Genomic DNA, 23,857 nt, shown 5'->3' with positions numbered 1-23,857 from the left:
AGTAGCCCGTCAGGAGGAGTGCCCGTGACACGCGTGGGTCTGGATCCCCTGGCCTGGCTCGACGATGTCGCGACCCAGCGGCGCGACGCCGGCCTGCGTCGCACGCTGCGCGCCCGCCCGCCCGTCGGCGCCGAGCTCGACCTGGCCTCCAACGATTACCTCGGCCTCGCCCAGCACCCCCGGGTGCTCGACGGCGGTGTGGCCGCGCTGCGCACCTGGGGTGCGGGCGCCACGGGGTCCCGGCTGGTCACCGGCAACACCGAGCTCCACGAAGCCTTCGAGCGCGATCTCACCGCGTTCGTGGGCGCGGAGTCCGCGCTGGTCTTCTCGTCCGGCTACACCGCCAATCTCGGTGCGGTGGTCGCTCTTTCGGGCCCGGGCACGCTTCTGGTGTCGGATGCGCTGACCCACGCCTCACTGGTGGACGCCTGCCGCCTGTCGCGGGCCCGGGTGGTCGTCACCCCGCACGGCGACGTCGCCGCCGTCGAGTCCGCACTCGCCGGACGTGCGGAGGCCCGGGCGGTCGTGATCACCGACTCGGTGTTCTCCGCCGACGGTGTGCTGGCCCCGCTGACCGCGCTGCACGACGCGTGCCGCGCCCACGGCGCGCTGCTGATCGTCGACGAGGCACACGGGCTCGGGGTGCGCGGGGAAGGTGGCCGCGGCCTGCTGCACGAGGTCGGGTTGGCCGGAGCGCCCGATGTGGTGATGACGACGACGCTGTCCAAGGCGCTGGGCAGCCAGGGCGGTGCGGTCCTCGGCCCGGCCGCGGTGCGTGAGCATCTGGTGGACGCCGCGCGACCGTTCATCTTCGACACCGGACTGGCGCCCGCCGCCGTCGGCGCGGCGCATGCGGCTCTCGGCGTGCTGATCGACGAGCCCTGGCGGGCTCGCCGCGTGCTCGACCACGCCGCGGCGCTGGCCGAGATCTGCGATGTGGCCGAGGTGCCGACCTCGGCCGTCGTCTCGGTGATCCTCGGCGAACCGGAGGTGGCGTTGGCGGCGGCCACGGCGTGCCTCGAGCAGGGTGTGCGGGTCGGCTGCTTCCGGCCGCCGAGCGTGCCTGCCGGTACCTCGCGGCTGCGGCTGACCGCGCGGGCGTCGCTGTCCGAGCACGAGATGGCCCTGGCCCGCCGGGTGCTGACCGATGTCTTGGCGGCGCGATGAGCGTGCTCGTCATCACCGGCACCGGGACCGGGGTCGGCAAGACCATCGCGACCGCGGCGCTCGCCTGCCACGTCCGGCTCGCCGGTCACGACGTGGCGGTGTGCAAGCCCGTGCAGACCGGCACCGACGACGGTGACGACGATCTGGCCGAGATCGGCAGGCAGGCCGGGGTGACGCAGCTGTTCGCAGGGTGGCGGTACCCCGAGCCGCTGGCGCCGGTGGCTGCGGCACAGCGGGCCGGTGCCGCGCTGCCCACGGGTGCCGAACTCGTCGACCTGGTGCGGCGCGCGGATGCCCCCGACCGGCTGACCCTGGTGGAGGGTGCCGGCGGGCTGCTCGTGGAGCTGGGTGCCGGCGGGGTGACGCTGCGGGATCTGGCCGCCGAGCTCGCTGCGCCGGTGCTGATCGTGGTGGCAGCGGGGCTGGGGACCCTCAATCACACGGCGCTGACGCTGGAAGCGCTTGCTGCACGCAACATCCCGTGTGCGGGTTTGGTCATCGGTTCCTGGCCGGCGCAGCCCGGCGTCGCCGAGATCGACAACCGGGACGCGCTGGCGCGGTTGGCTCCGGTGCGGGCGGCGCTGCCCGCGGGCCTCGGCACGCTCGGTGCCTCCGACTTCGCGCAGATCAGTGCCCGGGCGTTCGACCCGGCGTGGGTCGCCGGGCTGCGCTAGTGGTGCACTCGGTCGAGGCACTGTTCGATGCGGGCACCGAGGCGTCGGTGCGGGGGCTGTGGGACGGCCTGGCCGTCGCCGGCGTACCGAGCCAGGCCGGGCACACCGCCCCGAGTAACCGGCCGCACCTGACGATCACGGTCGCCGAGCTGATGTATGACGCCGTCGACCAGGCGCTGCGACCACTGCTCGAGCTGTTGCCCCTGCCCTGCGTGATCGGGGCGCCCATGCTCTTCGGGGGCGGACGCACCGTCACGCTGGTGCGCCTGGTCGTGCCGTCGGCCGACCTGCTCGCCCTGCACACCGCTGTCCACGCCACCTGCCGGCCACACACGGCCAAAGGCGCTCTGCCACATGCCGACCCGGGCCGGTGGACGCCGCATGTCACGCTCGGTCGCCGGATCCGGCCCGATCTCTTGCCGCTCGCGCTGGCGGTACCCGACATCGCCCGCGACATCGAGGGCGAGATCACCGCACTACGGCACTGGGACGGCGACGCCAAACAGGAGCACTGGATCTAGACGGGCTGTTCGCGGCGTGCCAGGATGCCGTCGATCAGCAGTCGCACCCCGAAGTCGAACCGGGTGTCCTGATCGTCGGCCAGCAACGACGCGTCGGGCAGGTCCGCGCCGGCCGCGTCCCACTGCCGGCGCGACTGCTCGTCGACGGTGAAACCCAGGACGTAATAGACGAGGGTGCGGGCGGTCAGCTCGGCGTTGGCCGCCGGCACGCCGGCCTGGACGGCGGCGTCGGTCAATTGGCCCACCACGTCAGTCATGACCGCGGACTGCCCGGCGGCGAAGCTCGCCGATACCAGCTCGGCACCGTCGGTGTGGGACAGCAGCGCATCGCGCACCTGACGGCACAGCGTCACCACGCGGGTGTGCCAGTCACCCGCGGGCCCCGTCACCGGCGCCAGAACGTGGTCGGCGACCGCTCCGAGCAGTTGCTGCTTGTTCGCGAAGTGCCAGTAGAGCGCGCCCGGTGACACCTCGAGCTCCCGAGCGAGCCGTCGCATCGACAGGTCGGCCAGGCCGTAGTCGTCGAGCAGCGACGTCGCCGCGGCGACCACGTCGCGTTTGTGGAGCTGCACGCCAGTACCCTAACCTGAACACCGTTCAATTGTCGGCTCCGCCGACGGTGTTCAACAGCGGAGAGAAGAGGTATCGATGAGCGACATTCTGGCGGTGGCACGCGAACAGGTGCTCGAGCGGGGTGTCGGCCTCGACCAGGACCAGACGCTGCAGGTGCTGCAGCTGCCCGATGATCGCCTCGATGACCTGCTCGCGCTGGCCCACGAGGTCCGGATGGCGCATTGCGGCCCCGACGTCGAGGTCGAGGGCATCATCAGCCTCAAGACCGGCGGCTGCCCCGAGGATTGCCACTTCTGTTCGCAGTCAGGACTTTTCGCCTCTCCGGTGCGCAGCGCCTGGCTCGACGTGCCGAGTTTGGTGGAGGCCGCCAAACAGACCGCCAAGACCGGTGCCACCGAGTTCTGCATCGTGGCCGCCGTCCGCGGACCCGACGAGCGGCTCCTGGCCCAGGTGGCCGCGGGCATCGAAGCGATCCGCAACGAGGTGGACATCCAGATCGCCTGCTCGCTGGGCATGCTCACCCAGGAGCAGGTGGACCGCCTGCGGGACATGGGTGTGCACCGCTACAACCACAACCTCGAGACCGCGCAGTCGTTCTTCACGAATGTGGTGACCACCCACACCTGGGAGGAGCGCTGGGAGACACTGCAGATGGTGCGTGAGGCCGGCATGGAGGTGTGCTGCGGCGGCATCCTCGGGATGGGGGAGACGCTCGAGCAACGCGCCGAGTTCGCGGCCAATCTGGCCGAGTTGGACCCGCACGAGGTTCCGCTGAACTTCCTCAACCCCCGCCCCGGCACCCCGTTCGGCGAGCTCGATGTGCTGCCCGCGGCCGAGGCACTCAAGGCCGTCGCCGCGTTCCGGCTCGCACTGCCCCGGACCATGTTGCGCTTCGCCGGCGGCCGGGAGATCACGCTCGGCGACCTCGGTGCCAAGAAGGGCATTCTCGGCGGCATCAACGCCGTGATCGTCGGCAACTACCTGACCACGCTCGGCCGGCCCGCCGAAGCCGACCTCGAACTGCTCGAGGATCTGCAGATGCCGATCAGGGCACTCAACGCCAGCCTGTGATGGTGCACGAGCTGCCCGCGCCGGTCGGCGCCGGGATCTACAACGTCTACACCGGCGAACCCGCGGGGTCGACGGTGCCCACCGCGGCTGCGCTCGGTCTGGAGCCGCCGCGGTTCTGCGCCGACTGCGGCAGGCGGATGGTCGTGCAGGTCCGTCCGGACGGCTGGTGGGCCACCTGTTCCCGGCACGGTCAGGTGGATTCGAAGGATCTGGAGCAGTACAGGTGACCGGGTCGCGGGTGAACGCCGTTCTGCGGGTCGTCGTCGGGCTCGCGGTCGCCGGCGCACTGTGTGGAGCGCTGTGGGCGTGGCTGGCGCCGCCGATCCACGGCGTCGTCGCGCTGACCCGCAGCAACGACCGGGTCAAGGCCTATCTCGGCAACGAGGGCGATCACTTCTTCACCGCGGCGTTCCTGATGGTCGGTTTCCTCTCGGTCCTCGCCGTGATCGCCGCGGTGGCGGTGTGGCAGTGGCGCGCGCAGCGCGGACCGGTGATGATGGCGGCGCTCTGCGTGGGTTCGATCGTGGCGTCGGCCGCCGCGGCCGGGTCCGGGGCGGGGCTCGCGCGGCTGCGATACGGCCATCTCGACATCGCCGCCGTCGACGTCACCGAGCAGAACCGGGTGAGCTACGTCGTCGAGGCGCCATCGGTGTTCTTCGGCCACACGCCGCTGCAGGTGGCGCTGACACTGCTGTTTCCCGCCGCGGTCGCGGCGATGGTGTACGTGCTGGGCGCGGTGTCGACCACCCGTGACGATCTCGGCGGCTGGCCGCCCAGAGACCCTGCTACCGATCGAACCGCGACAGCGGCTGACGTTCCACCTGTCGCCCCGTCAGCACCTTCACCGTGATCTTGCCCAGCGTGAACATGCCGCGGTAGGTCGACGGGTTCAGCAGTGTCGGCCACTTGGTGCGCTTGATGTTCTCGCGCAGCGGCCGTCCCGCGAACCGGTCGCGCAGCCAGCGCAGCGTCATCGGCGCGGACATCGGGTGCAGCAGGAGGTGCTCGCTGAACAGGTCGCGGTGGTAGGTGACGCGGGCGCCGCCGCGCACATAGGTGTGGGCCAGTTCGTCGATGTCGTCGACCGAGATGATGCGGTCGTGGACGGCCTGCACGATCAGCACCGGGACCGACGGCGCCGCGGTGCCCAGCTTGATGCTGTCGAACACGTGCTGCACCTCGGGGCTGAGCAGGATCTCCTCGAGCGGCCGGTCGATCATGTCGGCCATGTCGCGGCCGGCGCAGGTCACCATCGCCTGCGCGGTCGTCATCGTCTGGATGCGGTCGAGCAGTTTCCTGCCCTCGGGGGTGGCGTGCTCGGAGATGATGCGGTCCAGGTCCGGGTAGATGTGGCTCAGCGCGGCGACCACCAGGGCGGGCAGGCCCGAGTAGATGCTGCCGTTGAGGCGCCGGAACGTGTGCCCGAGATCGCCCACCGGGGAGCCGAGGACCGCGCCGACGACGTTGAGTTCCGGCGCGTAGGCGGCCTGCACCTCCGCGGCCCAGGCCGAGGCGAGCCCGCCGCCGGAGTACCCCCACAGTCCCACCGGGGAGTCGGCGGCCAGCCGGAACGCCGGGTGGTTGAGCGCGGCCCGGATGCCGTCGAGGATGTGGTAGCCGGGCTCGTAGGGGGCGCCCCACATCCCGGTCGAGCCCTCGTGATCAGGTACCGACACCGCCCATCCTTCGGCCAGTGCGGCGGCGATCAGCAAGAACTCGAACTGGGCGAAGGCGCCGACGGCCTTGGCGCCGCGGCGCATCGCGTAGGAGGGGAAACAGCGGCTGGACACCGCATCGATGGCGCACTGGTAGGACATCACCGGAAGCGGCCGCTCAGGATCGCGCTCGGTCGGGATCAGCACCGTCGTGACGCCGGCCTGCGGATCGCCCTGGAAGTCGGTGGTGCGGTAGAGCAGCTGGATGGCGCTGAACTTCTGCGGCACCAGACCGAGAAAGGCGAGCTCGACCTCGCGGGAGCGCAGCACCGTGCCGGGGCGGGCGTGCTCGTAACCCTCGGGCGGTTCGTAGAAGGCGTCCTCGGACGGCAACACCGGGCGCTGCCTGGGGCGGAGCGCCTCGTGGTGTGGTTGGCCGATCCACTCGGCCCCTGTCGCCCGCGCCGCGCTGCCCACGTCCATCCAGGCATTCTTACTTAAGAATGCGTTAAGAAGCCAGCCGACTCACCCGGGCGGTCGCAATGCAGCGAATTCGTCGGTGACGCGATAGCGGGCGTCGGCGAACCGGTACAGCGCCGCCGGGCGCCCCCCGCTGCGTCCCGAGCGCGCCGTGGTGCCGGTCCGTGTGATCACGTGGCGACGCTCCAGGACGCGCTGCAGGTTGGTCGCGTCGACCGGGTGCCCGAGGGCGGCGCTGTAGATGTCACGCAGCGTCGAGAGCGCGAATTCGTCTGGTGCAAGCGCGAATCCAATGTTCGTGTAGGAGAGCTTAGCGACCAGTCGGGTGCGTGCGTGGTCGACCATCGGGCCGTGGTCGAAGGCCATCGGGGGCAGGTCGCCGACCGGGTGCCAGCGGGTGTCGGACGGCAGTTCGGGGGTTGCGGGGGAGGGCACCAGGCCCAGGAAGGTCGAGGCGATGGTGCGCTCGCCGGGCACCCGATCCGGTTCGGAGAAGACGGCCAACTGCTCGAGATGGGCGAGTTCCCGCAAATCGACCTTCTCCGCGAGCTGGCGGCGCACCGAGTCGGTCAGGGTCTCGTCGTGGCCGAGGCGGCCGCCGGGGAGCGCCCAGCGGTCGCGTTGCGGGTCCAGCGCGCGCTGCCAGAGCAGCACGTGCAGCGTGTTGTCGCGAACCTGAAACACCACGGCCAGGACTTCGTGCTGGGTGCTACGATGTGGCATGTTTTCGATTGTAAGTCGAAAACCTCGATCGAGGTAAGGAGACGGCGATGACCGTGCTCGCAACCGACAGTGCCGACCGCATCGTCGACGGTCCCGACGGTTACACCGGCGTCGACGGTGACGCCGCCTGGGCCGCCGAGGTGCGGCGACTGCTCGACCTTCGCGGCGCCACGCTGCTGGCCCACAACTACCAGCTGCCCGCGATACAGGACGTCGCCGACCATGTCGGGGATTCCCTGGCCCTCTCGCGGATCGCCGCCGAGGCGCCCGAGGACACGATCGTGTTCGCCGGCGTCCACTTCATGGCCGAGACGGCCAAGATCCTGTCGCCGGACAAGACGGTGCTCATCCCCGATCAGCGGGCCGGCTGCTCGCTCGCGGACTCCATCACCGCCGACGAACTGCGGGCGTGGAAAGCCGAGCACCCCGGCGCGGTCGTCGTCTCCTACGTCAACACCACGGCCGCGGTGAAGGCCGAGACCGACATCTGCTGCACGTCGTCGAACGCGGTCGAGGTGGTCGCTTCCATCCCCGCCGACCGGGAGGTGCTGTTCTGCCCGGATCAGTTCCTCGGCGCCCACGTGCGGCGCATGACCGGCCGACAGAACCTGCACGTCTGGGCCGGCGAATGCCACGTGCACGCAGGCATCAACGGTGACGAGCTCGCCGAGCAGGCGCGCACGCACCCCGACGCCGAACTGTTCGTGCACCCCGAGTGTGGCTGCGCCACATCGGCTCTCTACCTGGCCGGCGAAGGGGCTTACCCGGCCGACCGGGTGAAGATCCTGTCCACCGGCGGGATGCTCGACGCCGCGCGCGAGACCGGCGCACGGCAGGTCCTGGTCGCCACCGAGATCGGCATGCTGCACCAATTGCGCCGTGCCGCACCCGATGTCGACTTCCAGGCCGTCAACGACCGCGCATCCTGCCGGTACATGAAGATGATCACTCCCGCGGCCATGCTGCGCTGCCTGGTCGAGGGTGCCGACGAAGTGCATGTCGATCCCGACACCGCCGCGCGGGCGCGAGCCAGCGTCACGCGGATGATCGAGATCGGGCAGCCCGGCGGCGGGGAATGACCGCCGGCACCGGGATCAGCCCGGGCTGCGGCGGCTCGGGCGGCTGGCGCCTGCGGGCCGACGTCGTCGTCGTCGGGACCGGGGTCGCCGGTCTGGCTGCGGCGTTGGCCGCGAACCGGCGCGGCCGCTCCGTGATCCTGCTGAGCAAGGCGGCCGAGACCGCCACGTTCTACGCCCAGGGCGGGATCGCCGTCGTGCTGCCCGATGGCATCAGGGGTCCCGACGACTCCGTCGATGCGCACGTGGCCGACACACTCGCCGCGGGCGCCGGGCTGTGCGACCCCGCCGCGGTGCGCTCGATCGTGGCCGACGGTGCTCGCGCAGTGTCCGAATTGATCGGTGCAGGAGCCTGTTTCGATGAGTCGGCGCCGGGTCGTTGGGCACTGACCCGGGAGGGCGGGCACACACGGCGGCGCATCATCCACGCCGGCGGTGACGCCACGGGTGCCGAGGTGCAGCGCGCGCTGGACCACGCCGGAGCCTCGCTCGACATCCGCCGCAACCACGTCGCGCTCGAACTGCTGATCGACGGCGGCGCCGTCGCCGGGGTCTCGGTCCTCAGCGACGACGGCCCCGGCGCCATCTACGCGCCGTCGGTCATCCTCGCCACTGGCGGGGTCGGGCACCTCTACCGGGCCACCACCAACCCGGAAGGCTCCACGGGAGACGGTGTCGCGCTGGCGATCTGGGCCGGGGTGCCGGTCTCCGACGTGGAGTTCGTCCAGTTCCATCCGACGATGCTCTACACCGGCTCGGTTGCCGGCCGACGCCCGTTGATCACCGAGGCGCTGCGTGGAGAGGGTGCGACACTGATCGATCGGCACGGCGATCCGGTGACGGCCGGGGTGCACCCGATGGGTGATCTGGCCCCGCGCGACGTCGTGGCAGCGGCCATCGAGGCACGCCTGGCGGCCTCCGGTGATGCCTGTGTTTACCTCGACGCCCGAAAGGTGGCCGGCGTGGCGCGCCGGTTCCCCACCGTCACGGCCGCATGCCGCGCTGCGGGTATCGACCCTGCGCGGCAACCGATTCCGGTGGTTCCCGGCGCTCACTACAGCTGCGGCGGAGTCGTCACCGACGTGCACGGGCGCACCGCGATCGACGGGTTGTTCGCCGCCGGGGAAGTGGCGCGCACCGGCATGCACGGCGCGAACCGCCTGGCGTCGAACAGTCTGCTCGAAGGCCTCGTCGTCGGCGGGCGCGCCGGCGTCGCCGCTGCAGAGCACGCCGAGGTGGCCGGGCCGCCCCGGGTCGTGGTCGCAGACCCCTCGCTGCGGCCGGTGCTCGCGCGGCCCGCCTTGCAGGAGGCGATGAGCAGGTATGCCTCCGTCGTCCGCGACGACGACGGGCTGGGCCGGTTGGGGGCGCAGCTCGACACAGCAGAGTCGCGAATGATCGCATCGCGCCGTGTGTTCGAAGACGCCGCGCTGACCGCGGTGGCCGGTGTCATGGGCGCGGCGGCCCGGGCGCGCACGGAGACCCGCGGCTGCCACCACCGCAGCGATCACCCCGACACCGATACCGCCCAAGCGGTCAGCATCGTGTGCGGTCCTGTCGCGTCAGGCTGCCGGTGATGGCCGCGGTACTCGCGGCCGGTGAGGAGGCCGAGGCCCGCTCGATCGTCTCCCGCGCCCTCGACGAGGATCTGCGCTACGGCCCCGACGTCACGACGCTGGCCACAGTCGCCGACGACGCCGTCACGACGGCCGCGGTGGTGGCGCGGGAACCGGGCGTCATCGCCGGCGGTGACCTCGCACTGATCGTGTTCGACGAGGTGCTCGGCGCCGGGGGATACCGGGTCATCGAGCAGGTGCCCGACGGCGCACGCCTACAGCCGGGCGATGCTGCTCTGGTGGTCGAGGGTCCGACACGGGGGCTGCTCACCGCCGAGCGCACCATGCTCAACCTGCTCTGCCATCTGTCCGGCATCGCCACGGCGACCGCGGCCTGGGTGGATGCGGTGGCGGGCACCCAGGCCCGGATCCGCGACACCCGCAAGACACTTCCCGGGATGCGAGCGCTGCAGAAGTACGCCGTGCGCGTCGGCGGCGGCGTCAACCACCGCATGGGGCTCGGTGACGCGGCGTTGATCAAGGACAACCACGTGGCCGCCGCGGGCTCGGTGGTGGAGGCGCTGCGCAGAGTCCGCGAGGTCGCGCCCGATCTGCCGTGCGAGGTCGAGGTCGATTCGCTCGAGCAGCTCGACGATGTGCTGGCCGAGGGCGTCGAGCTGGTGCTGCTGGACAACTTCCCGGTGTGGCAGACGCAGATCGCGGTGCAGCGCCGGGCCACCCGATCGCCGCACACGATGCTGGAATCCTCGGGCGGGTTGTCGTTGGAGTCCGCGGCCGACTACGCGGGTACCGGCGTCGACTACCTGGCCGTCGGCGCACTCACGCATTCTGTGCGGGTGCTCGACCTCGGCCTGGACCTGTAGCCGATGCGCGTCTCACCATCCCTGGCGCTCGCCGTGGCGTTGCTGTCGACGGGTCTGTCGGCGGCGGCGCTGGTGCGCACGCTCGACCGCAGTCCCGACTACACCGACGCGCAGCGCTCCGCGGCCACGGCGCGGATCTGCACGGCGTTCGACACCGTGCGCACCGGCGTCGCCACCAACACGAACGTGACCGCACCCGGCGACATCAGTGGGTCGCTCGCGGCCGCCGCCAACGCCCGCCTGGCTTTGTCCGACGGTGGTTTGTACCTGCTGGCGCGGCTGGACCCTGCTACGCCAGAGGACCTCGCCGAGGCCGTTCACACCTTCGCGGACGCGCTGCTCGACATCGGCGCAGCCGCCACGGCGGGCGTGCCGAACACCGATCCGGCGCAGGCCAAGCGGCTGGAGTCAGCGGAGTCGGCCAGCGCGGCAGTCAGCAACCGCTGTCGCTGAGGTTCAGGCCGGCATCGGCCCGCGCCGCAGCAGCGAGAGCACCACCGCGGCGGCGGCGAACAGGCCGGCGAACACGCGGTTGAGCACGGTCTGCTGCCGCGGGGTCCGCAACCACGTCAGCAGCCGCACCGCCAGGCCGGTGTAGAGCCCCATCACCACCAGGTCGACGGCGACCATCGTGATCCCGATCGCGAGGTACTGCGGCAGCAGCGGCGCGGTCGGCACCACGAACTGCGGCATCACCGCGAGGAAGAACAGCAGGCCCTTCGGGTTGGTGGCGTTGACCAGGAAGCCGCGGACGACCAGCGCCCGGCGGCTGCCGGGGACCACCTGATCGACCTGGGCGCGCAGATCCACGCCGACGCTGCGCCACTGCCGGAACGCCAGATAAGCCAGGTACGCGACACCCAGCCATTTGATGATCGTGAACGCCAGGATCGAGTTCGCGACCGCGGCACCCAGCCCGACCGCCACGAGCGTCAGCTGCAGCATCAGCCCGATCTCCAGACCAAGGATGCTCCAATAACCGCGGCGCACCCCGTGGGTCAGGCCCGTGGCCATCGATTGGATGGCGCCGGCGCCGGGGGAGATCGCGATCAGAATGGCCGCGCCGAAGAACGCGAGCCACATCTGCAACGTCACGAGGCGATTTCCGCGACGAACACCCCGGATCGTTTGGCGACCATCTGTGCCATCCGGGGCAGCGACGGGTCGCTGGTGCCGGCAGGCAGCACCCGCGGCCGCACGAGGTGCAGCGTCTCGCTGCCGATCGTGATGTCGGCCTCACCGGCGGCCAGCACGTTCTTGACCCAGTTCGTCTTCCCGTGCGCCAGCCCGATCGCCAACACCGAGCCCTTGCGGTACGGCGTGACGATCGTCTCGTACTCGGTGCCGGAGGTGCGGCCGCGGTGGCGGATCACCGCCAGACCCGGCATCCGCCGGGAGAGGGGCCGCAGCAGCGGATTGATGTACTTGATCTGCAGCCTTTCGAACCACGGCGGGAAGATCATCGGCACGCCGGGCGCGTTGTTGGGGTGGCTGCTCCTGCTCGGCCGGTCCGGCATGACGCCTCCGATTCTGATTTGTGCTGCTCTGGGACAATGGTCAGCGTGAATGTATCGCCACCGCTGCTGCGGCGCATCGACCTGCGTGGCGCGACGCTGTCGGCCGCCCGTCTGCGGACCGCGCTGCCCCGGGGTGGCGTCGACGTCGACGCGGTGCTGCCCAAGGTCCGGCCGATCGTCGACGCGGTCGCCGAGCGCGGCGCCGACGCTGCGCTCGAGTACGGCGCCTCCTTCGACGGGGTGCGGCCGGACCGGGTCCGGGTCCCCGGCGAGACGCTGGCCGCGGCTCTCGATGCACTCGACGCCGAGATCCGGACCGCGCTCGAGGTCGCCATCCAGCGCGCTCGCGCCGTACACGCCGACCAGCGCCGCACCGACACCACCACCACGCTCGCCCCGGGGGCCACGGTCACCGAACGCTGGGTCCCGGTGGAGCGGGTGGGGCTCTACGTCCCGGGCGGCAACGCCGTCTATCCGTCCAGCGTGGTGATGAACGTCGTCCCGGCGCAGACCGCAGGCGTGGAGTCGCTGGTCATCGCGAGCCCGCCGCAGGCGGCGCATGGCGGACTGCCGCACCCGACGATCCTGGCCGCCGCGGCACTGCTCGGCGTCGACGAGGTGTGGGCAGTCGGCGGGGCCCAATCCGTCGCGCTACTCGCCTACGGCGGCACCGACACCGACGGCGCCGAACTCGCTCCCGTCGACATGATCACCGGGCCCGGCAACATCTACGTCACCGCCGCCAAACGGATCTGCCGATCGCGGGTCGGCATCGACTCCGAGGCCGGACCCACCGAGATCGCGATCCTGGCCGACCACACCGCCGACCCGGTGCACGTCGCCGCGGATCTGATCAGCCAGGCCGAGCACGACGAGATGGCCGCCAGTGTGCTGGTCACCGACAGCAGCGAACTGGCCGAGGCCACCGACGCGGAGTTGACCCGCCAATTGGAGACGACGGTCCACCGCGAGCGGGTGAGCACGGCGCTGGGCGGTCAGCAGTCGGCGATCGTGCTGGTCGACGACGTGGACGCCGGTCTGCGCGTGGTCAACGCCTACGCTGCCGAGCATCTGGAGATCCAGACCGTCGACGCGGCGGGCGTCGCGGCGCGGGTCCGCTCCGCGGGCGCGATCTTCGTCGGGGCGTGGTCCCCGGTGAGTCTGGGTGACTACTGCGCCGGCTCCAACCACGTCCTGCCCACGGCGGGGTGTGCCCGGCACTCCAGCGGGCTGTCGGTGCAGACGTTCCTGCGTGGAATCCACGTCGTCGACTACACCGAGGCGGCACTCAAAGACGTTGCCGGACATGTCATCACGCTGGCCAATGCAGAGAACCTGCCCAGCCACGGGGAAGCGGTGCGGCGGAGGTTCGAGAGGTGAACCCCGGTCAGAACGTCACGCTCGCGGAGCTGCCGCTGCGCGAGGATCTGCGCGGCAAGTCGCCGTACGGGGCGCCGCAGCTCACGGTGCCGGTGCGGCTGAACACGAACGAGAACCCGCACCCGCCGACACAGGCGCTCGTCGACGACGTCGCCGCGTCGGTACGCGAGGCCGCCGCCGAGCTGCACCGCTACCCCGATCGTGACGCCGTGGCGTTGCGTACCGACCTCGCCGCGTATCTGAGTGCGCAGACCGGCGTCCTGGTCGGCGTGGAAAACGTCTGGGCTGCAAACGGTTCCAACGAAATCCTGCAACAGCTCCTGCAGGCGTTCGGCGGACCCGGCCGCAGCGCCATCGGTTTCGTGCCGTCGTACTCGATGCACCCGATCATCTCCGACGGCACCCAGACACAGTGGCTGGCCGCGCACCGCGCCGACGACTTCGGCCTGGACGCCGCGGTCGCCGCCAACGCCATCAAGGAGCACAACCCCGACGTCGTGTTCGTCACCAGCCCGAACAATCCGTCGGGGCAGAGTGTGTCGCTCGACGACCTGCGGCTGCTGCTCGACGCGATGACCGGCGGCGTGATGATCGTCGACGAGGCCTACGGCGAGTTCTCCTCGCAGCCCAGCGCACTCGCGCTGATCGACGAGTATCCGGCTCGCGTGGTCGTATCGCGGACCATGAGCAAGGCGTTCGCGTTCGCCGGTGGCCGGCTGGGCTACCTGGTGGCGGCCCCGGCCGTCGTCGACGCGATGCTGCTGGTGCGTCTGCCGTATCACCTGTCGTCGCTGACCCAGGCCGCCGCCCGGGCCGCGTTGCGGCACGCCGACGACACCCTCGGCAGCGTCGCGACGCTGATCAGTGAACGGGAACGGGTCGCGAATGGTCTGTCCGACATGGGTTTTCGGGTGATCCCCAGTGACGCGAACTTCCTGCTGTTCGGGGAGTTCGCCGATGCCGCCGCGACGTGGCGGGCCTATCTGGACGCCGGGGTGTTGATCCGCGACGTCGGCATCCCCGGCTACCTGCGCACCACGATCGGCCTCGCCGATGAGAACGACGCGCTGCTGAGCGCCAGCGCCCGACAAGGAGTGAAGTGACCCGTCCCCACAGGTACGCCAAGGTCGAACGCAAGACCAAGGAATCCGACATCGTCGTCGAGCTCGACCTCGACGGCACCGGTCAGGTGAACATCGACACCGGCGTACCGTTCTTCGACCACATGCTGACCTCGCTGGGCAGCCACGCTCGGTTCGACCTGACGGTGAAAGCCGTGGGAGACATCGAGATCGAGGGCCACCACACGATCGAGGACACCGCGATCGTGCTGGGTCAGGCGCTGGGACAGGCGCTGGGCGACAAGAGCGGTATCCGCCGGTTCGGCGACGCGTTCATCCCGATGGACGAGTCGCTGGCGCACGCCGCGGTCGACGTGTCGGGCCGGCCGTACTTCGTGCACACCGGGGAGCCGGAGTTCATGGTGAGCTTCACGATCGCGGGATCGCAGGCGCCGTACCACACCGTGGTCAACAAGCACGTCTTCGAGTCACTGGCCTTCAATGCGCGCATCGCGCTGCACGTGCGCACGCTGTACGGCCGCGATCCGCACCACATCACCGAAGCGCAGTACAAGGCCGTGGCACGCGCACTGCGCGAGGCCGTCGAGTACGACGAGCGGGTCAGCGGCGTGCCGTCGACCAAAGGGACCTTGTGAGAGTGATGTTGTGACAAGCAAACTCGTGGTGCTCGACTACGGGTCGGGAAACCTGCGGTCGGCTCAGCGGGCACTCGAGCGGGTCGGTGCGCAGGTCGAGGTGACCTCTGATCACGGCGCCGCCATGGCAGCCGACGGTCTGGTCGTGCCGGGGGTCGGCGCGTTCGAGGCCTGCATGACGGGACTGCGTGCGGTCGGCGGCGAGAAGGTCATCGCCGAGCGCGTGGCCGCCGGGCGGCCCGTACTCGGTGTGTGCGTCGGCATGCAGATCCTGTTCTCCCGCGGCGTCGAGTTCGGGGTCGAGACGGCCGGCTGCGGGCAGTGGCCGGGTTCGGTGGTCCGACTGGACGCCCCCGTGATCCCGCACATGGGGTGGAACGTCGTCGACGCCCCCGCCGACAGTGTGCTGTTCCGCGGCATGGATCCGGCCACCCGCTTCTACTTCGTGCACTCCTATGCCGCCCAGCAGTGGGAGGGCGACCCCGCCGCGGTGCTCACGTGGGCCAGCCATCACGTCCCCTTCCTGGCGGCTGTCGAGGCGGGCCCGTTGTCGGCGACGCAGTTCCACCCGGAGAAGAGTGGGGACGCCGGTGCCGAATTGCTGTCCAACTGGATCGGGGCGCTAAGTTGACCGGCGTGAATGCACCGACCCTGGTCCTGTTGCCCGCCGTCGACGTGGTGGACGGCCGCGCCGTTCGACTGGTTCAGGGGCAGGCCGGCAGCGAGACCGAGTACGGGTCGGCGCTGGACGCGGCGATGACGTGGCAGCGTGACGGCGCCGAGTGGATCCATCTGGTGGATCTGGACGCCGCGTTCGGCCGGGGGTCCAACCGGGAGTTGCTGGCCGAGGTGGTCGGCACACTCGATGTGGCCGTGGAGCTCTCCGGCGGCATCCGTGACGACGAGTCGCTCGCGGCGGCGCTGGCCACCGGCTGCGCCCGCGTCAACCTGGGCACCGCGGCGCTGGAGAACCCGCAGTGGTGCGCCCGCGTGGTCGCCGAGCACGGCGACAAGGTCGCGGTGGGGCTCGACGTGTTGATCGCCGACGGGGAGCACCGGCTGCGCGGACGCGGCTGGGAGACCGACGGTGGCGATCTGTGGGCGGTGCTCGAGCGGCTCGACCGCGAGGGATGCTCGCGGTTCGTCGTCACCGACGTCACCAAGGACGGCACGCTCAACGGGCCGAACCTGGAGCTGCTCTCGTCGGTGTGCGAGCGCACCGAGGCGCCGGTGATCGCGTCCGGCGGGGTGTCCAGCCTGGATGATCTACGCGCGATCGCCACGCTGACCGGAGAAGGCGTCGAGGGTGCAATCGTCGGAAAAGCTCTCTACGCCGGTCGATTCACGCTGCCTGAGGCGTTGGCCGCGGTCGGCACGTGACCCTCGACGCGCGCCAGCTCACCGAGCTGCTGGACACCGCCGCAGGCATCCTCGACGGCGCCTCCGCACAGTTCATCGCCGGCCACGGCGCCGATTCCGCGGTCGCCAAGAAGGGGAACGACTTCGCCACCGAGGTGGATCTGGCGATCGAGCGCCGCGTGGTCGCCGAATTGCAGCGGCTCACCGGGATCGGGGTGCACGGCGAGGAGTTCGGCGGGGAGTCCATCGATTCCGAGCTCGTCTGGGTCCTCGACCCGATCGACGGGACGTTCAACTACGCGGCCGGCTCGCCGATGGCGGCGATCCTGCTGGGTCTGCTCGTCGACGGTGAACCGGCGCTGGGCCTGACGTGGCTGCCCTTCATGGGGCAGCGCTACACCGCGGTGGTCGGCGGTCCGCTGCGCTGCAACGGCGGCGAACTGCCCCGACTGAATCGCGCGGATCTCGACAATGCGATCGTCGGCACGGGCACGTTCAACATCGATTCACGCGGCCGCTATCCGGGCGCCTACCGGGCGACGATCCTGGCCAATCTCAGCAGACACTGCTCGCGGATGCGGATGCACGGCGCCACCGGCATCGACCTCGCCTACGTCGCGGCGGGAATCCTCGGGGGTGCCATCAGTTTCGGGCACCACATCTGGGATCACGCAGCCGGCGTGGCGCTGGTGCGTGCCGCGGGCGGCGTCGTCACCGACCTGGCGGGGGAGCCGTGGACGGTGACATCCCCCTCGGCTCTGGTGGCCGCGCCCGGCGTGCACGCGGAGATGCTCGACCTCATCGCCGCGGCCGGTGATCCGAAGGACTATCTGTGAGCACCGGTGGTGACGTCGCGACCCGTGTCATTCCGTGCCTGGACGTCGACGCCGGCCGCGTCGTCAAGGGGGTCAACTTCGAGAACCTGCGCGACGCAGGCGATCCCGTGGAGCTGGCCGCGGTCTATGACGCCGAGGGTGCGGACGAGCTGACGTTCCTCGACGTCACGGCGTCGTCGTCGGGACGGTCCACGATGCTCGAGGTGGTGCGCCGCACCGCCGAGCAGGTCTTCATCCCGCTGACCGTCGGCGGCGGAGTGCGGTCGGTCGCCGACGTGGACATGCTGCTGCGCGCCGGTGCGGACAAGGTGTCGGTCAACACCGCCGCACTCGCGCGCCCGGAGCTGCTCTCGGAGCTGTCGCGGCAGTTCGGTTCGCAGTGCATCGTGCTGTCGGTCGACGCCCGCACGGTGCCGGCGGGATCCGAGCCCACCCCGTCGGGCTGGGAGGTCACCACGCACGGCGGGCGGCGCGGCACGGGCATCGACGCGGTCGAGTGGGCCGGCCGTGGCGCGGAACTCGGTGTGGGGGAGATCCTGCTGAACTCGATGGACTTCGACGGCACCAAGGCCGGCTTCGATCTGCGGATGCTGCGGGCGGTCCGCGGTGCGGTGTCGGTGCCGGTGATCGCGAGCGGAGGTGCGGGTGCGGTGGAACATTTCGCGCCCGCCGTCGTTGCAGGAGCCGATGCCGTGCTGGCGGCCAGCGTGTTCCACTTCAAGCAGCTGACCATCGGGCAGGTCAAGGCGGCGATGAGGGCGGAAGGGTTGACGGTCCGATGAGTCTGGACCCCGAGATCGCCGGGCGGCTCAAGCGCAACGCCGACGGTCTGTTCGCCGCGGTGGTGCAGGAGCGCGGCACCGGCCAGGTGCTGATGGTCGCGTGGATGGACGACGACGCTCTGGCCCGCACACTGGAAACCCGTGAGGCGACGTACTTTTCGCGCTCGCGTGGCGAGCAGTGGATCAAGGGGGCGACATCCGGTCACACGCAGCGGGTGCACTCGGTGCGGCTGGACTGCGACGGCGACACCGTGCTGCTCGAGGTCGACCAGGTCGGAGCGGCCTGCCACACCGGCGATCACACGTGCTTCGACGCCGACCTACTCCTGGGTCAGGCCGACTGACGCTTGCGCAGCGCCTGCAACGCCTTGTCGGCGTGGCTGTCCATGCTGATCTCGCTGGCGATCACGTCGAGCACGGTGCGGTCGGTGTCGATGACGAACGTCATGCGTTTCACCGGCAGGAACTTGCCCAGCAGGCCCCGCTTGACCCCGAACTGCCCGGCGACCGTGCCGTCGGTGTCGGACAGCAGCGGGTAGTCGAACTTCTGCTGGTCGGCGAACTGTGCCTGCTTGTCGACCGCGTCGGCGCTGATGCCGACGCGGGTGGCGCCCACGGCCGCGAATTCGGCGGCCAGGTCACGGAAGTGGCATGCCTCCTTGGTGCAGCCGGGCGTCATGGCGGCGGGGTAGAAGAACAGGACGATCGGCCCGTCGGCGAGCAGCTCGGTCAGCGACCGCGTCGTGCCGGTCTGGTCGGGCAGGGAGAACTCGGCCACGGTGTCTCCCGCTTTGACTGGATTCATGGTTTTCAACCTACGTCTGGGAGAATGCCCACGTGCAGTCCACCGCCAGTCTCACCGTGACGACATCGCGTGAGGACTTCCGGGCGTTGGCCGCCGAGCACCGCGTGGTGCCGGTGACCCGCAAGGTGCTCGCCGACAGTGAGACGCCGCTCTCGGCGTACCGCAAGCTCGCCGCGAACCGACCCGGAACGTTCCTCCTGGAGTCCGCGGAGAACGGGCGGTCGTGGTCGCGGTGGTCGTTCATCGGCGCCGGCGCGCCGTCGGCGCTGACGGTCCGGGACGGGCACGCCGCATGGCTGGGGGTGACGCCGCGGGATGCCCCGTCGGGCGGTGATCCGCTCGCGGCGCTGCGGGAGACGCTGACGCTGCTGCAGACTGCGCCACTACCTGGTCTGCCCCCGCTGTCCTCGGGGCTGGTCGGCTACTTCGCCTACGACTTCGTGCGCCGACTCGAGCGCCTGCCCGAACTCGCCGTCGACGATCTGGGCCTACCCGACATGGTGCTGCTGTTGGCCACCGACATCGCGGCCGTCGACCACCACGAGGGCACCATCACGCTGATCGCGAACGCGGTGAACTGGAACGGCACCGACGAGCGGGTGGACTGGGCCTACGACGACGCTGTTGCTCGGCTGGACGTGATGACCGCGGCGCTGGCGGAACCGCTCGCCTCGACGGTGGCCACGTTCTCCCGGCCCGCTCCGCTGCACCGCTCTCAGCGCACCGTCGAGGAGTACACGGCGATCGTCGACAAGCTGGTCGGTGACATCGAGGCGGGCGAGGCGTTCCAAGTGGTGCCGTCGCAGCGCTTCGAGATGGACACCGATGCCGACCCTTTGGACGTCTACCGGATGCTGCGGGTGTCCAATCCGAGCCCGTACATGTATCTGCTCAACGTGCCCGACGCCGACGGTGGGTTGGACTTCTCGATCGTCGGGTCCAGCCCCGAAGCGCTGGTGACGGTCAAGGACGGCCGGGCCACCACCCATCCGATCGCCGGGACCCGGTGGCGCGGTGACACCGAAGAGGAGGACGTCCTCCTCGAAAAGGAACTCCTCGCCGACGAGAAGGAACGCGCAGAGCATCTGATGCTCGTGGACCTCGGCCGCAACGATCTGGGCCGGGTGTGCCGGCCGGGCACGGTCAAGGTGGAGGACTACAGCCACGTCGAGCGCTACAGCCACGTAATGCATCTGGTGTCGACGGTGACCGGCTTGCTGGCCGACGGCAGGACCGCCCTCGACGCGGTGACGGCGTGCTTTCCCGCGGGCACCCTGTCGGGCGCGCCGAAGGTCCGCGCGATGGAGCTGATCGAAGAAGTCGAGAAGACGCGCCGTGGTCTCTACGGCGGCGTGCTGGGGTACCTCGACTTCGCCGGCGACGCCGATTTCGCTATCGCGATCCGGACCGCGCTGATGCGGCGCGGCACCGCCTACGTCCAAGCCGGTGGTGGAGTGGTCGCCGACTCCAACGGCCCGTACGAGTACAACGAGGCCGCGAACAAGGCCCGCGCGGTGCTGAACGCGGTCGCCGCCGCCGAGACGTTGAGCGAGCCATGACGCGGCTCGGGCAGTTGGCGCTGGTCCTCGCCGCGGCAGCGCTGTGGGGTGCCTCGCGACTGACGTGGGTGCAGGTGTCGTCGTTCGACGGGCTGACTCATCCGAGGACCGACGACCTGACGGGCGCGACCTGGTCGACTGCTCTGGTCCCGCTCGCTCTGGTGGTGCTCGCGGCCGCGGTCGCGGCGCTCGCAGTGCGGGGCTGGCCGATGCGGATCCTCGCGGTGCTGGTCGCGGGGGCCAGCGCGGCGATGGGTTACCTCGCGGTCAGCCTGTGGGTCGTGCCCGATGTCGGGGCGCGGGCGGCGCGCCTGGCCGAGGTGCCGATCACCGACCTCGTCGGCACCGAACGGCACTCGGTGGGTGCGGTGCTCACGCTGGTGGCGGCGGGTCTGTCGCTGCTCGGGGCGGTGCTGCTGCTGCGGTCGGCGACCCGGGCGGGCGCCGATACGACGCGCTACGCGCGACGGCCTGCCGAGCCGACGGACACCGGCGGCGCGATGTCGGAGCGGATGATCTGGGATGCGCTCGACGCCGGTAACGACCCGACCACGACGGACAAGAAGGGGCGGTGACGGGCTGTGGTGTCATGGCGACTACCCTTCATCAAGAATCAAACGGCCGTCAGGGGAAGGGAAACGACAGCTATGGGTTCGGCGACCGTCCTCGACTCCATCCTCGACGGAGTTCGTGCTGACGTCGCCGCTCGTGAAGCCGTCGTCAGCCTGGCCGAGGTCAAGGAACAGGCCAAGAAGGCACCCGCGCCTCTCGACGTGATGGCGGCGCTGCGAGCGCCGGGCATCGGGGTGATCGCCGAGGTGAAGCGTGCTAGCCCGTCTCGCGGTCCGTTGGCGTCGATCGCGGACCCCGCCGAGTTGGCGCGGGCCTACGAAGGCGGCGGCGCCCGGGTGATCAGCGTGCTGACTGAGCAGCGGCGGTTCCACGGCTCGCTCGACGATCTCGACGCGGTCCGGGCGGCGGTGTCGATCCCCGTGTTGCGCAAGGACTTCATCGTGCGCCCGTACCAGATCCACGAGGCCCGCGCCCACGGCGCCGATCTGCTGTTGCTGATCGTCGCCGCACTGGAGCAGCCGGCTCTGGAGTCGCTGCTCGAACGTACCGAGTCCTTGGGGATGACGGCGCTCGTCGAGGTGCACACCGAGGAGGAGGCCGACCGCGCGCTGCAGGCCGGCGCCTCCCTGATCGGTGTCAACGCACGTGACCTCAAGACCCTCGAGGTCGACCGGGACTGCTTCGCGCGCATCGCGCCGGGGCTGCCGAGCCATGTCATCCGCGTCGCCGAGTCGGGGGTTCGGGGCACTGCGGACCTGTTGGCCTACGCCGGTGCCGGCGCCGACGCCGTGCTCGTCGGCGAGGGCCTGGTGACCAGTGGAGATCCCCGCAGTGCCGTCGCTGACCTCGTCACCGCCGGTACGCATCCGTCGTGCCCGAAACCAGCGCGATAAGTGACCACGCATCTGGAACCGGAACTGCCGCGCGCCAGCGCCGCAGTGGCCGAACCGACGTCCCATGATCCCGATGCGCGCGGCCATTTCGGGGTGTACGGCGGCAGGTTCGTCCCCGAGGCCTTGATGGCCGTCATCGAAGAGGTGACTGCCGCCTACGAGAAGGCGCGCGGGGACCAGGCGTTCCTCGACGAGCTGGACCGGCTGCAACGGCACTACACCGGTCGGCCGTCACCGGTGTACGAGGCGGAGCGGATGGCCGAGCATGCCGGCGGCGCACGGATCTTCCTGAAGCGAGAAGACCTGAATCACACCGGTTCTCACAAGATCAACAATGTGCTCGGACAGGCCCTGCTGGCTCAGCAGATGGGCAAGACGCGGGTCATCGCCGAGACGGGCGCCGGCCAGCACGGGGTGGCCACGGCGACGGCGTGCGCACTGCTGGGCCTGGAGTGCGTGATCTACATGGGCGCGGTCGACACGGCCCGCCAGGCGCTGAACGTGGCGCGGATGCGGCTGCTCGGTGCCACGGTGGTGGCGGTCGAGTCGGGCTCCAAGACGCTGAAGGACGCGATCAACGAGACGTTCCGCGACTGGGTGACGAACGCGGACAGCACCTACTACGCCTTCGGGACGGCAGCGGGTCCGCATCCGTTCCCGATGATGGTGCGCGATTTCCAGCGCGTCATCGGGCTGGAGGCACGCGCGCAGATGCTCGACCAGGCCGGGCGGCTGCCGGACGCGGTGGTGGCGTGTGTCGGCGGCGGCTCGAACGCGATCGGCATCTTCCATGCGTTCATCGACGACCCGGCGGTACGTCTGGTCGGATACGAGGCGGCCGGTGACGGTGTCGAAACCGGGCGGCACGCAGCGACCTTCACCGGGGGTTCGCCGGGCGCATTCCAGGGGTCCTACTCGTACCTGCTGCAGGACGAGGACGGTCAGACCGTCGAATCCCATTCGATTTCAGCCGGTTTGGACTATCCAGGCGTCGGTCCGGAGCATGCGCTGCTCAAAGACATCGGCCGCGCGCGATACGAGCCGATCACCGACACCGAGGCGATGGACGCGCTGTCGCTGCTGAGCCGCACCGAAGGGATCATCCCGGCGATCGAATCAGCGCATGCGGTGGCGGGCGCGATGAAGCTCGGTCAGGAACTCGGGCCGGGGTCGATCATCCTGGTGAATCTGTCCGGGCGCGGCGACAAGGACGTAGAGACCGCTGCGCGCTGGTTCGGCCTGTTCGAGGACAATCCGACATGAGCCGGCTGGCAACTGTTTTCGAGGCCTGCCGCAGCGAGGGCAGGTCGGCGCTGATCGGCTACCTGCCGACCGGGTTCCCGGACGTGGACACGTCGATCGCGGCGATGGTCGCGCTGGTCGAGGCGGGCTGCGACATCATCGAGGTCGGCATCGCGTACTCCGATCCCGGGATGGACGGTCCGGTGATCGCGGCCGCCACCGAAGTGGCGCTGCGCGGCGGGGTACGGGTGCACGACACGCTGCGGGCCGTCGAGGCGATCAGTGCCGCCGGTGGCCACGCCGTGGTGATGACGTATTGGAACCCGGTGTTGCGCAAGGGCGTGGATGCGTTCAGTCGCGATCTGGCGTCCGCGGGAGGTCTGGGGATGATCACGCCGGATCTGATCCCCGACGAGGCCGACGAGTGGCTGGCCGCGTCGGAAGCGCACGATCTCGACAGGATCTTCGTGGTGGCGCCGTCGTCCACGCCGGAGCGACTCAGCGCGACGGTCGACGCGTCGCGCGGGTTCGTCTACGCGGCGTCCACGATGGGTGTCACAGGTGCCCGCGATGCGGTGTCGAATGCGGCGCCGGAGTTGGTGCGGCGCATCAAGGAACTCTCCGACGTTCCGGTCGGGGTGGGCCTGGGCGTGCGATCGAGGGAGCAGGCCGCACAGATCGGGTCGTACGCCGACGGGGTCATCGTGGGTTCGGCCCTGGTGTCGGCGTTGACCGATGGCGTGCCGGCGATGCGCTCGCTGACAGAAGAATTGGCTGACGGGGTAAGGCAAAGGGTCACTGCGTGACGTCGACG

General features: G+C 70.3%; 29 protein-coding genes. 23 read left to right on the top strand and 6 right to left on the bottom strand.

Annotation, left to right across the window (positions count from 1 at the left end):
- Positions 1-24 precede the first annotated feature (24 nt).
- Genes MHN84_RS05750 through MHN84_RS05740 form a run of 3 tightly spaced genes read left to right on the top strand, consistent with a single transcriptional unit; the run spans position 25 to position 2,362 of the window.
- Positions 25-1,167, top strand: a complete 1,143-nt coding sequence (locus MHN84_RS05750; RefSeq protein ID WP_241203667.1) for an 8-amino-7-oxononanoate synthase — start codon at positions 25-27, stop codon at positions 1,165-1,167.
- Entirely contained in the window at positions 1,164-1,841 is a 678-nt protein-coding gene (bioD, locus tag MHN84_RS05745; protein ID WP_241203666.1) for a dethiobiotin synthase, read from the top strand. Before MHN84_RS05750 ends, bioD begins: the two co-directional genes overlap by 4 nt.
- The gene (locus MHN84_RS05740) at positions 1,841-2,362 is read left to right on the top strand and encodes a 2'-5' RNA ligase family protein (protein ID WP_241203665.1); all 522 of its coding nucleotides are present in this window, start codon (positions 1,841-1,843) and stop codon (positions 2,360-2,362) included. The genes bioD and MHN84_RS05740 overlap by 1 nt, the downstream gene beginning before the upstream one ends.
- Here the strand turns inward: MHN84_RS05740 and MHN84_RS05735 are convergent.
- Positions 2,359-2,934: a TetR/AcrR family transcriptional regulator gene (locus MHN84_RS05735; RefSeq protein WP_241203664.1), complete on the bottom strand. Its 576-nt coding sequence runs from the start codon at positions 2,932-2,934 to the stop codon at positions 2,359-2,361. The two genes, MHN84_RS05740 and MHN84_RS05735, sit on opposite strands and share 4 nt — an antisense overlap.
- A 76-nt stretch (positions 2,935-3,010) precedes the next feature.
- Between MHN84_RS05735 and bioB the strand changes: the two genes are divergently transcribed.
- Genes bioB through MHN84_RS05720 form a run of 3 tightly spaced genes read left to right on the top strand, consistent with a single transcriptional unit; the run spans position 3,011 to position 4,856 of the window.
- Positions 3,011-4,006 (top strand): biotin synthase BioB, encoded by a 996-nt coding sequence (gene bioB / locus MHN84_RS05730; RefSeq protein WP_241203663.1) that lies wholly within the window; start codon positions 3,011-3,013, stop codon positions 4,004-4,006.
- The gene (locus tag MHN84_RS05725; protein WP_241203863.1) at positions 4,006-4,233 is read left to right on the top strand and encodes a hypothetical protein; all 228 of its coding nucleotides are present in this window, start codon (positions 4,006-4,008) and stop codon (positions 4,231-4,233) included. The genes bioB and MHN84_RS05725 overlap by 1 nt, the downstream gene beginning before the upstream one ends.
- Entirely contained in the window at positions 4,230-4,856 is a 627-nt protein-coding gene (locus MHN84_RS05720) for a DUF2567 domain-containing protein (protein ID WP_241203662.1), read from the top strand. The genes MHN84_RS05725 and MHN84_RS05720 overlap by 4 nt, the downstream gene beginning before the upstream one ends.
- On the opposite strand, the gene MHN84_RS05715 is transcribed toward MHN84_RS05720, so the two are convergent.
- A complete protein-coding gene (locus tag MHN84_RS05715; protein ID WP_241203661.1) occupies positions 4,792-6,144 on the bottom strand; it encodes a lipase family protein in 1,353 nt (450 codons plus the stop codon). The genes MHN84_RS05720 and MHN84_RS05715 overlap by 65 nt on opposite strands.
- A 42-nt stretch (positions 6,145-6,186) precedes the next feature.
- Positions 6,187-6,864: an NUDIX domain-containing protein gene (locus tag MHN84_RS05710; RefSeq protein WP_241203660.1), complete on the bottom strand. Its 678-nt coding sequence runs from the start codon at positions 6,862-6,864 to the stop codon at positions 6,187-6,189.
- Positions 6,865-6,911: 47 nt separating this feature from the next.
- Between MHN84_RS05710 and nadA the strand changes: the two genes are divergently transcribed.
- From nadA to MHN84_RS05690, 4 genes are read left to right on the top strand one after another with little or no spacing between them, the layout of a single operon-like run.
- Entirely contained in the window at positions 6,912-7,943 is a 1,032-nt protein-coding gene (gene nadA / locus MHN84_RS05705) for a quinolinate synthase NadA (RefSeq protein ID WP_241203659.1), read from the top strand.
- Positions 7,940-9,517 carry an L-aspartate oxidase gene (locus MHN84_RS05700; protein ID WP_241203658.1) on the top strand — a complete coding sequence of 526 codons (1,578 nt, stop codon included), beginning with the start codon at positions 7,940-7,942 and terminating at the stop codon, positions 9,515-9,517. Before nadA ends, MHN84_RS05700 begins: the two co-directional genes overlap by 4 nt.
- Positions 9,517-10,380 carry a carboxylating nicotinate-nucleotide diphosphorylase gene (gene nadC, locus MHN84_RS05695; protein ID WP_241203657.1) on the top strand — a complete coding sequence of 288 codons (864 nt, stop codon included), beginning with the start codon at positions 9,517-9,519 and terminating at the stop codon, positions 10,378-10,380. Before MHN84_RS05700 ends, nadC begins: the two co-directional genes overlap by 1 nt.
- 3 nt (positions 10,381-10,383) lie before the next feature.
- Complete coding sequence (locus MHN84_RS05690; protein WP_241203656.1) at positions 10,384-10,833, top strand: hypothetical protein; 450 nt, start codon at positions 10,384-10,386, stop codon at positions 10,831-10,833.
- Positions 10,834-10,836: 3 nt separating this feature from the next.
- On the opposite strand, the gene MHN84_RS05685 is transcribed toward MHN84_RS05690, so the two are convergent.
- Together MHN84_RS05685 and MHN84_RS05680 are read right to left on the bottom strand one after the other, a co-directional pair.
- Positions 10,837-11,475: a LysE family transporter gene (locus MHN84_RS05685; protein ID WP_241203655.1), complete on the bottom strand. Its 639-nt coding sequence runs from the start codon at positions 11,473-11,475 to the stop codon at positions 10,837-10,839.
- On the bottom strand, positions 11,472-11,897 hold the full coding sequence (locus MHN84_RS05680) for a nitroreductase family deazaflavin-dependent oxidoreductase (RefSeq protein ID WP_241203654.1): 426 nt from the start codon (positions 11,895-11,897) through the stop codon (positions 11,472-11,474). The genes MHN84_RS05685 and MHN84_RS05680 overlap by 4 nt, the downstream gene beginning before the upstream one ends.
- A 63-nt stretch (positions 11,898-11,960) precedes the next feature.
- Here MHN84_RS05680 and hisD point away from each other — a divergent pair, with 63 nt between their 5' ends.
- Genes hisD through hisI form a run of 8 tightly spaced genes read left to right on the top strand, consistent with a single transcriptional unit; the run spans position 11,961 to position 18,315 of the window.
- Positions 11,961-13,277, top strand: a complete 1,317-nt coding sequence (gene hisD, locus MHN84_RS05675; protein ID WP_241203862.1) for a histidinol dehydrogenase — start codon at positions 11,961-11,963, stop codon at positions 13,275-13,277.
- The gene (locus MHN84_RS05670; RefSeq protein ID WP_241203653.1) at positions 13,274-14,380 is read left to right on the top strand and encodes a histidinol-phosphate transaminase; all 1,107 of its coding nucleotides are present in this window, start codon (positions 13,274-13,276) and stop codon (positions 14,378-14,380) included. The genes hisD and MHN84_RS05670 overlap by 4 nt, the downstream gene beginning before the upstream one ends.
- The gene (gene hisB, locus MHN84_RS05665; RefSeq protein ID WP_241203652.1) at positions 14,377-14,994 is read left to right on the top strand and encodes an imidazoleglycerol-phosphate dehydratase HisB; all 618 of its coding nucleotides are present in this window, start codon (positions 14,377-14,379) and stop codon (positions 14,992-14,994) included. Before MHN84_RS05670 ends, hisB begins: the two co-directional genes overlap by 4 nt.
- Positions 14,995-15,004: 10 nt before the next feature.
- Positions 15,005-15,625 (top strand): imidazole glycerol phosphate synthase subunit HisH, encoded by a 621-nt coding sequence (hisH, locus tag MHN84_RS05660; RefSeq protein ID WP_241203651.1) that lies wholly within the window; start codon positions 15,005-15,007, stop codon positions 15,623-15,625.
- Between the two features lie 20 nt (positions 15,626-15,645).
- Positions 15,646-16,374 (top strand): bifunctional 1-(5-phosphoribosyl)-5-((5-phosphoribosylamino)methylideneamino)imidazole-4-carboxamide isomerase/phosphoribosylanthranilate isomerase PriA, encoded by a 729-nt coding sequence (gene priA, locus MHN84_RS05655; RefSeq protein WP_241203861.1) that lies wholly within the window; start codon positions 15,646-15,648, stop codon positions 16,372-16,374.
- Positions 16,371-17,189: an inositol monophosphatase gene (locus tag MHN84_RS05650; protein ID WP_241203650.1), complete on the top strand. Its 819-nt coding sequence runs from the start codon at positions 16,371-16,373 to the stop codon at positions 17,187-17,189. The genes priA and MHN84_RS05650 overlap by 4 nt, the downstream gene beginning before the upstream one ends.
- Positions 17,186-17,971, top strand: a complete 786-nt coding sequence (gene hisF / locus MHN84_RS05645; RefSeq protein ID WP_241203649.1) for an imidazole glycerol phosphate synthase subunit HisF — start codon at positions 17,186-17,188, stop codon at positions 17,969-17,971. The genes MHN84_RS05650 and hisF overlap by 4 nt, the downstream gene beginning before the upstream one ends.
- The gene (gene hisI / locus MHN84_RS05640) at positions 17,968-18,315 is read left to right on the top strand and encodes a phosphoribosyl-AMP cyclohydrolase (protein WP_073685092.1); all 348 of its coding nucleotides are present in this window, start codon (positions 17,968-17,970) and stop codon (positions 18,313-18,315) included. Before hisF ends, hisI begins: the two co-directional genes overlap by 4 nt.
- On the opposite strand, the gene MHN84_RS05635 is transcribed toward hisI, so the two are convergent.
- Positions 18,303-18,776, bottom strand: coding sequence for a peroxiredoxin (locus MHN84_RS05635; protein ID WP_241203648.1), 474 nt, complete (start codon positions 18,774-18,776; stop codon positions 18,303-18,305). The genes hisI and MHN84_RS05635 overlap by 13 nt on opposite strands.
- Positions 18,777-18,808: 32 nt before the next feature.
- Between MHN84_RS05635 and MHN84_RS05630 the strand changes: the two genes are divergently transcribed.
- The 5 genes from MHN84_RS05630 (at position 18,809) to trpA (ending at position 23,849) form a co-directional block, all read left to right on the top strand.
- Positions 18,809-20,335 carry an anthranilate synthase component I gene (locus MHN84_RS05630; protein WP_241203647.1) on the top strand — a complete coding sequence of 509 codons (1,527 nt, stop codon included), beginning with the start codon at positions 18,809-18,811 and terminating at the stop codon, positions 20,333-20,335.
- Positions 20,332-20,910 carry a TIGR02234 family membrane protein gene (locus tag MHN84_RS05625; protein WP_241203646.1) on the top strand — a complete coding sequence of 193 codons (579 nt, stop codon included), beginning with the start codon at positions 20,332-20,334 and terminating at the stop codon, positions 20,908-20,910. Before MHN84_RS05630 ends, MHN84_RS05625 begins: the two co-directional genes overlap by 4 nt.
- 72 nt (positions 20,911-20,982) lie before the next feature.
- Complete coding sequence (gene trpC / locus MHN84_RS05620) at positions 20,983-21,801, top strand: indole-3-glycerol phosphate synthase TrpC (protein WP_241203645.1); 819 nt, start codon at positions 20,983-20,985, stop codon at positions 21,799-21,801.
- Positions 21,802-23,064, top strand: a complete 1,263-nt coding sequence (gene trpB, locus MHN84_RS05615) for a tryptophan synthase subunit beta (protein WP_241203644.1) — start codon at positions 21,802-21,804, stop codon at positions 23,062-23,064.
- A complete protein-coding gene (gene trpA, locus MHN84_RS05610; RefSeq protein ID WP_241203643.1) occupies positions 23,061-23,849 on the top strand; it encodes a tryptophan synthase subunit alpha in 789 nt (262 codons plus the stop codon). Before trpB ends, trpA begins: the two co-directional genes overlap by 4 nt.
- The last annotated feature ends 8 nt before the right edge of the window (positions 23,850-23,857 follow it).

This window comes from Mycobacterium sp. PSTR-4-N (assembly GCF_022348085.1).
Taxonomy (GTDB): domain Bacteria; phylum Actinomycetota; class Actinomycetes; order Mycobacteriales; family Mycobacteriaceae; genus Mycobacterium.
The sequence above is the reverse complement of the archived record's forward strand: the minus strand, read 5'-3'. Positions and strand labels throughout refer to the sequence as shown.

What these genes read in the sequence shown, in the direction of transcription:
- trpC (WP_241203645.1), top strand. Translation starts at nt 20,983, where the DNA reads ATGGGTTCGGCGACCGTCCTCGACTCCATCCTCGACGGAGTTCGTGCT.
- bioD (WP_241203666.1), top strand. Translation starts at nt 1,164, where the DNA reads ATGAGCGTGCTCGTCATCACCGGCACCGGGACCGGGGTCGGCAAGACC.
- MHN84_RS05690 (WP_241203656.1), top strand. Translation starts at nt 10,384, where the DNA reads ATGCGCGTCTCACCATCCCTGGCGCTCGCCGTGGCGTTGCTGTCGACG.
- nadA (WP_241203659.1), top strand. Translation starts at nt 6,912, where the DNA reads ATGACCGTGCTCGCAACCGACAGTGCCGACCGCATCGTCGACGGTCCC.
- MHN84_RS05635 (WP_241203648.1), bottom strand. Translation starts at nt 18,776, where the DNA reads ATGAATCCAGTCAAAGCGGGAGACACCGTGGCCGAGTTCTCCCTGCCC.
- MHN84_RS05725 (WP_241203863.1), top strand. Translation starts at nt 4,006, where the DNA reads ATGGTGCACGAGCTGCCCGCGCCGGTCGGCGCCGGGATCTACAACGTC.
- trpA (WP_241203643.1), top strand. Translation starts at nt 23,061, where the DNA reads ATGAGCCGGCTGGCAACTGTTTTCGAGGCCTGCCGCAGCGAGGGCAGG.
- MHN84_RS05715 (WP_241203661.1), bottom strand. Translation starts at nt 6,144, where the DNA reads ATGGACGTGGGCAGCGCGGCGCGGGCGACAGGGGCCGAGTGGATCGGC.
- MHN84_RS05680 (WP_241203654.1), bottom strand. Translation starts at nt 11,897, where the DNA reads ATGCCGGACCGGCCGAGCAGGAGCAGCCACCCCAACAACGCGCCCGGC.
- MHN84_RS05625 (WP_241203646.1), top strand. Translation starts at nt 20,332, where the DNA reads ATGACGCGGCTCGGGCAGTTGGCGCTGGTCCTCGCCGCGGCAGCGCTG.
- MHN84_RS05700 (WP_241203658.1), top strand. Translation starts at nt 7,940, where the DNA reads ATGACCGCCGGCACCGGGATCAGCCCGGGCTGCGGCGGCTCGGGCGGC.
- MHN84_RS05710 (WP_241203660.1), bottom strand. Translation starts at nt 6,864, where the DNA reads ATGCCACATCGTAGCACCCAGCACGAAGTCCTGGCCGTGGTGTTTCAG.
- hisI (WP_073685092.1), top strand. Translation starts at nt 17,968, where the DNA reads ATGAGTCTGGACCCCGAGATCGCCGGGCGGCTCAAGCGCAACGCCGAC.
- nadC (WP_241203657.1), top strand. Translation starts at nt 9,517, where the DNA reads ATGGCCGCGGTACTCGCGGCCGGTGAGGAGGCCGAGGCCCGCTCGATC.
- bioB (WP_241203663.1), top strand. Translation starts at nt 3,011, where the DNA reads ATGAGCGACATTCTGGCGGTGGCACGCGAACAGGTGCTCGAGCGGGGT.